5 protein-coding genes, 2 tRNA genes and 1 pseudogene are annotated in these 7833 nt (G+C 33.3%); 7 read left to right on the forward strand and 1 reads right to left on the reverse strand.

Features of this window, described 5'->3' with window-relative positions; all coding sequences use genetic code 11:
• Positions 1-10: 10 nt before the first annotated feature.
• Complete coding sequence (locus J6V67_RS02620) at positions 11-301, reverse strand: zf-TFIIB domain-containing protein (RefSeq protein ID WP_291858119.1); 291 nt, start codon at positions 299-301, stop codon at positions 11-13.
• 174 nt (positions 302-475) lie between these two features.
• Here J6V67_RS02620 and J6V67_RS02625 point away from each other — a divergent pair, with 174 nt between their 5' ends.
• From J6V67_RS02625 to J6V67_RS02655, 7 genes and pseudogenes are all read left to right on the forward strand, one after another.
• Complete coding sequence (locus J6V67_RS02625) at positions 476-1849, forward strand: sodium-dependent transporter (RefSeq protein WP_291858121.1); 1374 nt, start codon at positions 476-478, stop codon at positions 1847-1849.
• Positions 1850-1863: 14 nt separating this feature from the next.
• Complete coding sequence (locus J6V67_RS02630; protein ID WP_291858124.1) at positions 1864-3663, forward strand: biotin/lipoyl-containing protein; 1800 nt, start codon at positions 1864-1866, stop codon at positions 3661-3663.
• Positions 3664-3814: 151 nt separating this feature from the next.
• Positions 3815-5389 carry a phosphoenolpyruvate carboxykinase (ATP) gene (gene pckA, locus J6V67_RS02635; RefSeq protein ID WP_291858130.1) on the forward strand — a complete coding sequence of 525 codons (1575 nt, stop codon included), beginning with the start codon at positions 3815-3817 and terminating at the stop codon, positions 5387-5389.
• A 65-nt stretch (positions 5390-5454) separates the two neighbouring features.
• A complete protein-coding gene (gene argH / locus J6V67_RS02640) occupies positions 5455-6846 on the forward strand; it encodes an argininosuccinate lyase (protein ID WP_291858128.1) in 1392 nt (463 codons plus the stop codon).
• Positions 6847-7119: 273 nt separating this feature from the next.
• A pseudogene (locus J6V67_RS02645) lies at positions 7120-7344 on the forward strand (ComEA family DNA-binding protein); the annotation flags it as partial.
• A gap of 270 nt (positions 7345-7614) precedes the next feature.
• Positions 7615-7690: transfer RNA gene (locus J6V67_RS02650), tRNA-Lys, on the forward strand.
• A gap of 4 nt (positions 7691-7694) precedes the next feature.
• Positions 7695-7770: transfer RNA gene (locus J6V67_RS02655), tRNA-Val, on the forward strand.
• Positions 7771-7833: the final 63 nt, after the last annotated feature.

Here is a 7833-nt window from a genome sequence, read left to right on the forward strand (position 1 = left end):
ACTCAAAATATTAAAAATCAAAAAGTTCAGATAAAAAGCTCTCTTTTTTCTTTCTACGATATCCATTATGATAGTTATCATAATCTCTTTTGCTCTCATATCTTCTATCATCTCTATAATCTTGTTTTTGACCAAAGTAATCACTTTGTCTTGAATTTGTAGTTGAAGTTGATCGCTCTATGATTTTATCTAATTCTCCACGATCTAGCCAAACACCACGACAACTAGGACAATAATCAATCTCAACACCACTTCTCTCACTCATCACTAAATCAACATCTTTACAAACTGGACATCTCATAGTTTATCCTTTTAATTGAATTTGACAACATTTTAACTAAAAAATATTAATACTAAATTTCAAAAAGTTACACATAAAGCAAAAAATATCAACTAATTAAAAAAATTTATAAAAAAAAGTATATAAAAAGAAAAAATTTGATAAACTTAGCTTATTTTGTATTCAAGGTGAAAAATGGTAGAAAAATTTTCAAAAATTGGCTTTGTTCTAGCAATGGCTGGAAGTGCTGTGGGCCTAGGAAATGCATGGAAATTTCCTACAATGGTTGGCAATAACGGCGGTTCAGCCTTTATATTGCTATATATTATGCTTACTCTTGGGATAGCCGTGGTAGTCTTTTTAGCAGAGCTAGCTATTGGGCGACTTGGTGGGACCGATATTGTAAATTCGCTAAAAAATCTAGCACCAAAAAATAAGCGTGCTTGGGGCTTTGCTGGGTTTTTTATGATCACGGCAATTTTAATAGCATCTTTTTATATGATTGTAATTGGGTGGATATTAAAATATATATTCTTATCTTTTGGTACCCTTCCATCTACTACACAAGAGGCTGGGGCTATGTTTGGCGGACTTGTTGAAGGAGATTTTTTAAGCGTATTTATCTGCTTTAGTATAGTTTTTTTAACTGTATTTTATGTAGTTTCTAAAGGGATTAAAAGCGGAATTGAAAAACTAAATATATATATGATGCCATCACTATTTATACTTCTTATAGGACTTTTATTATATGCAATATTTGCTAGTGGCAACTTTACTCAAGCTTTAAGCTTTATATTTATTCCTGATTTTAGTAAACTTTTAAATGCTGAGTTAATATTACAAGCTTTAGGGCTAGCATTCTTTTCTATGTCAATGGGTGTTGGCACAGTAGCTACTTATGCGGCCAGCCTACCAGATGGGACAAATTTAGTCAAATCAACTTTTTCAATCGTATTTATTAATATATTAATTGGTATTATGATGGGGCTTGTGGTATTTTCATTTATACCGATTATAGATGGACAACCAGCTAGCGAAGGAGCCGGACTTATCTTCGTATCTCTTACATCTTTATTTGCTCAAATGGGAATTATAGGAAATATTCTTGCAATTGCATTTTTTATGTCTTTACTTTTTGCTGGTATCACATCAGCTGTATCTATGATTGAGCCATTTGCCTTGTATTTGATTCATAAATTTAATATAAGTAGAAATAAAGCGATAATTACAATTGGCTTTTTTGTGTATATTTTAGGTTTGCTTTGTATGCTATCATATTATGGAAGTACTAGTAGCTATTTTTCTATTCCAGCTGTAACTATAGGAAATGAGAAACCAATAGCATTTTTTGATGTTTTAGACCTACTTACATCAAATATTTTAATGCCTCTTGGTGCTTTAACATTTAGTATTTTTGTTGGTTATATTCTTAAAAAGGAGGGATTATTTACTCTATTTTCAGGCTTTATGTCTAGATCATGGTTTGAAATTTGGTACTTTACACTCCGTTATGTTGCTCCACTTGCGATTTTACTAATTGGAGCTTATCAAATTATAAGCAAAGTTTAATAAAAAGGAAAAATATGGCAAAAAAATTTATAGATATAATGGATACTACTTTTAGAGATGGTTTCCAATCTGTATTTGGCGCAAGAGTGCTAATGAATGATTTTTTACCTGCAGTAAGTGCAGCAAAAGAAGCTGGGATTACTCACTTTGAATTTGGTGGTGGCGCTAGATTTCAAAGCCTATACTTCTACTTAAATGAAGATGCATTTACAATGATGGATAAATTTAGAGAAGCAGCTGGTAAGGATGCAAATCTACAAACTCTATCTCGTGGCGTAAATACTGTAACTTTAGATACTGGTAGTCGTGAATTAGTAGATATGCACGCAAAATTATTTGCAAAACATGGAACTACAACAATTAGAAACTTTGACGCCCTAAATGATGTCAAAAATTTAGAATATAGCGCTCAAAGAATCAAACATCACGGATTAAAACATGAGGTAGTAGTAACTATGATGGATCTACCACCAAACTGTGTTGGTGCGCACGATGCTGCATTTTATGAAAAATGTCTAAGAGAAATTTTAGATAGTGGAATTGAATTTGATAGCGTTTGTTTTAAGGATGCAAGTGGTACAAGTAGCCCAGAAAAGGTCTATCAAACTATCAAAATGGCAAGACGACTACTAGGCGATAATATACATCTAAGATTACATACACACGAAACAGCAGGAGTTAGTATAGCTTGTTACTTAGCAGCTCTTGAAGCTGGTGCTGATGGTATAGATCTAGCTGCTAGCCCAGTAAGTGGCGGAACTAGCCAGCCAGATATTCTTACAATGCTTCACGCTGTAAAAGGCAAAGATTATGATCTAGGCGGATTAGAAGTTGATAAAATTTTAAAATACGAAGATGTATTACATGATTGCTTAAAAGATTATTTTATGCCACCTGAGGCTACACAAGTAAGTCCATTGATTCCATTTTCACCAATGCCAGGTGGAGCATTAACGGCTAATACGCAAATGATGAGAGATAATAATATCTTAGATAAATTTCCAGCAGTTATTAAAGCTATGAGAGAAGTAGTAGAAAAAGGCGGATATGGAACAAGTGTAACCCCAGTTAGCCAATTTTATTTCCAACAAGCTTTTAATAATGTAATGTTTGGTCCATGGAAAAAGATAGCTGAAGGCTATGGCAAGATGGTTTTAGGTTACTTTGGTAAAACTCCTGTAACTCCAAATGCAGAGATTGTAGAACTTGCTGCTAAGCAATTGAATTTAGAACCTACAACTGCACCAGCTATCGATATAGCTGATAAAGATGAAACAAAATCAATTGCCTACACAAAAGCACTGCTAGAAAAAGAAGGTATAGAAGCTACTGAAGAAAATATCTTTATTGCAGCAGCATGCAAAGAAAAAGGTATTGCATATCTAAAAGGTGAAGGTAAAGTTATGGTTCGCAAAAATAGCGATGCTATAAAACCAGCTACAAAATCTAGCTCAAATCAATTTAGCGTTACAGTAAATGGCCATAATTATAATGTTGAAGTTGCAGAAGGATTTGATAATTTTACTTTAAAATCCATTACTCCTGCTAAAGAATCTAGTCAACCAAAAGATGAGCCAAAAGCAGTAAGCTCTACTGGAGCATCAAATGAAATTACAGCTACAATGTCAGCTGGAGTGTTTAAAATTCTAGTAAATATTGGCGATAGCGTAAAAGCAGGTCAAACAGTTGTAATTTTAGAAGCAATGAAAATGGAAATTCCAATTGAAGCTGGATGCGATGGAGAGGTTGAAGAAATTCTAATTTCACAAGGCCAAACCGTAGAAGATGGCCAGCTATTAGTCAAACTAAAATAATCCAAAAGTCGCCAAATTTTGGCGACTTTTACTAAATTATAAAATTTATTATTAAAATTTACAAATCTTTTACAAAATCAAACCAAAGATTAAGCTAAAAAATACTAAAATTGAACATCAAATTTAATTCTATAAAAAAGGTAAAACTATGATAAAGGATTTAGATAAGCTAGGCTTAAGTGATATCAAAGAGATTTATCATAATCTAAGCTATGATGAGCTTTTTGCTCATGAGAAAGCAAATAATGAAGGTTATGTCACAGATAATGGAACCTTTAGTGTGGATACTGGAATTTTCACAGGTCGCAGTCCTAAAGATAAGTATTTTGTAAATCAAGATCCAAGTAATAAATATCTAGCATGGGGTAAAGTTAATCAACCTATGACAAAAGAGACATTTGATAAACTCCTTGCTAAAGCAAAATCCCAACTAAGTGGTAAAAATATCTATATCCAAGATGCATATTGTGGCTCTAGCCTAGCAAGTCGCAAAAGCGTAAGATTTGTAACTGAAGTTGCGTGGCAAGCGCACTTTGTCAAAAATATGTTTATCCGTCCAACTCAAACTGAACTAACTGACTTTACTCCTGATTTTGTGGTATATAACGCTTGTAAATGCGTAAATGATGAGTATGAAAAAGATGGATTAAACTCAGAAGTATTTGTAATATTTAATATAGAAGAAAATATCGCAGTAATAGGTGGCACCTGGTATGGTGGAGAGATGAAAAAGGGAATATTTTCTATGATGAACTACTGGCTACCACTAGAAAATAAACTATCTATGCACTGTAGCGCAAATGTAGGCAAAGATGGCGATACTGCTCTATTTTTTGGATTAAGCGGAACAGGTAAAACAACCCTATCAACTGACCCAAATAGAGCCCTAATCGGCGATGATGAGCATGGCTGGGATGATGAAGGGGTATTTAACTTTGAAGGCGGATGTTATGCAAAATGTATCAATCTAGATCCTAAAAGCGAACCTGAAATCTATGCTGCTATTAAACGTGATGCACTATTAGAAAATGTATGCATCGATCAAAATGGCGTAGTAGATTATAGCGATGATTCAAAAACAGAAAATACTCGTGTAAGTTATCCAATAGAACACATTCCAAATCACGAACCAAGCTTAAAAGCTGGTCATCCAAAAAATATTATCTTCCTTACAGCTGATGCATTTGGCGTACTTCCTCCAGTATCAAAGCTTACAAAAGAACAAGCTATGTATTACTTCTTAAGTGGTTATACGGCAAAAGTTGCTGGTACTGAACGTGGAATTACTGAGCCTCAAGCGACATTTTCAGCATGCTTTGGCGAACCATTTATGCCACTTCATCCAACCGTATATGCAAGACTATTAGGCGAAAAAATTGACAAACACGAAGTAAATGTATATCTAGTAAATACTGGCTGGAGTGGCGGTGCTTATGGTATTGGCAAAAGAATGAGCATAAAAGCCACTAGAGCTTGTATAAACGCTATTTTAGATGGTAGTATTCAAAAATGCGAATTTGAAAACTTTGAAAAATTTAATCTAGCTATACCAAAATCACTTGATGGTGTTGAAACTAATCTGTTAAATCCTATCAACACATGGGCTGATAAAAATGAATATATCGCTGCAAGGGATAATCTAGCTAATATGTTTATTAGTAACTTTAAACGTTATGAGGATGTAGCTGAAGGCGTACAATTTGCCAAGGCTGGCCCTACAAACTAACCCTACTCCGCCCTATTTTGGGTGGATTCTTCTACTATTTTTATTATTTTATTAAGGATTTTTTCATGCAAAAAATGTGGCAAGGTAGATTTAGCGAAGCTAGTAGTGAGCTATTAGAAGCTTTTAATGCATCGATTGAATTTGATAAAGAGCTGTATGCTCAAGATATTGCTGGTTCAAAAGCTCACGCAAAGATGCTAGGTAAATGCAAAATCATTGAAGATGAAGCTGTAAATAAAATCTTAGAAGGATTAGATCAAGTAAAATCTGAGATAGAAAATGGAGAATTTAAATTCAACATAGCCGATGAAGATATACATATGGCAGTTGAAAAAAGACTTAGCCAGATTATTGGAGCTGAATTTGGCGGTAAATTACATACTGCAAGAAGTAGAAACGATCAAGTAGCTCTTGATTTTAGACTCTTTGTTTTAGAAGCAAATTTAGATCTAGCTAAACTACTTTTAAATCTTATCAAAACTCTAAATAGCATCGCTAAAGAACATAAATCTACCCTAATGCCAGGCTTTACGCATCTCCAACACGCTCAACCCGTTAGTCTAGCATATCATTTGCTAGCCTATGCATTTATGTTTAGTAGGGATTATGATAGGCTTATTAGTAGCCACAAACGCAACAATCTAAGCCCACTTGGATCATGCGCAATGGCTGGAACCCCACACCCGATTGACCGTGAGATGGTTGCTAGTGAATTAGGCTTTGATGGTATTACACCAAATGCGATGGATAGTGTAAGTGATAGAGATTTTGCATTAGAGTTATTATTTAATCTTAGCGTGGTATTTACCCACACCTCTAGATTGTGCGAAGAATTAATCTTATGGAGTAGCAGTGAGTTTGGATATATTACAATTAGCGATAAATTTAGCACTGGATCAAGCATAATGCCACAGAAAAAAAACCCAGATGTGGCTGAGTTAATTAGAGGTAAGACTGGTAGAATTTATGGTAATTTAATCTCTTTACTAACTACTATGAAATCTCTACCACTAGCTTATAATAAAGATATGCAAGAGGATAAAGAGTGTGTATTTGATAGTGTCAAAAATGCCAAAAACTCACTAATTATACTAAATGCGATGATAGAAGAAATTAAATTTAATAAAGAAAATATGTTAAAAGCAACTAAAATTGGACACCTAAGCGCTACTGATTTAGCTGATTATTTGGTCAAGAAAAAGTTTATTCCATTCCGTCAAGCACACTTTATAACTGGTAAATGTGTTGCCTTAGCTGAAAGTTTTGGCAAAGATTTAAGTGAGTTAAGTCTAAATGAGTTACAAAGTGTAGAGCCTAATATTAGCGCCGATGTTTTAGAACTTTTAACGCTAGAGAGTTCTAAAGAGGCTAGAAAAAGCCTTGGAGGAACAAGTGATTATAGTGTAGATATCCAGCTTGAGTTAATTGATAAATTTATAAAATCACAAGAGATATAACAACTTTGCTACGCCCTATTTTGCTACAAAATATCTTTTTATCATATTTCATCATGGGCGTAGCATAATAATCTTTTAATTTGCAATATTATAACTTTAAATTATAATTTCAACTAAAGCTTTTTATTAAAAATTTAATAATTTAAAATATAAACTTAAACCAAAAATAAATATTGTAAAAAATTAGTTAAATTTTATCTAATTTTAATTAATTTTTTCACAAAAATACTAAAAATTTGATATAATAAAGTTATTTTATTTTAAGGAGAGTTAATGAAAGCGTTAGCTATAGTTGCAATTAGTGCAAGTATGATGTGGGCAGCCATAAATATTAATACAGCTAGTAAAAATGAGCTAATGGAGCTTCCAGGTATTGGCGAAAGCAAGGCCGAAGCAATTATATCATACAGACAAAAAAGCAAATTTAATAGTATTGATGAGATTAAAAATGTCTCTGGGATAGGTGATAAAATTTACGAAAATATCAAAATAGATCTAATTACAAGTGGTGCAACTGATACAACAAATCTAAAAAGTCTAAACAAAGAAAATAAAAAACCGGCTAAAAAAGATAATAATAACAAAGCCAATAAAGATAATAATTTAACAAAAAAATAGTTAAATTTGACATAGTTGTAGTAATTTTGACTACTTTTGTATCCAAATTTTGGCTAAAATAAAAAAAATTAATAAATTTTAGCTAAAATTTGCTTTTATGCCTTGACAAATAGAAATATTTTTTGTATAATTCAACTTCATTTTTTAAGTGTCTTGTTAGCTCAGCCGGTAGAGCATCTCCCTTTTAAGGAGGTGGCCGTTGGTTCGAATCCAACACAGGACACCACTTTGGTCGCTTAGCTCAGTTGGTAGAGCGCCACCCTTACAAGGTGGATGTCATAAGTTCGAGTCTTATAGCGACCACCATTTATTCTTAAATTTAGGTGCGGCGGTAGTTCAGCTGGTTAGAATATCGGCCTGTCACGCCGG

It is taken from the genome of Campylobacter sp. (genome assembly GCF_017646085.1).
Classification (GTDB): Bacteria; Campylobacterota; Campylobacteria; order Campylobacterales; family Campylobacteraceae; genus Campylobacter.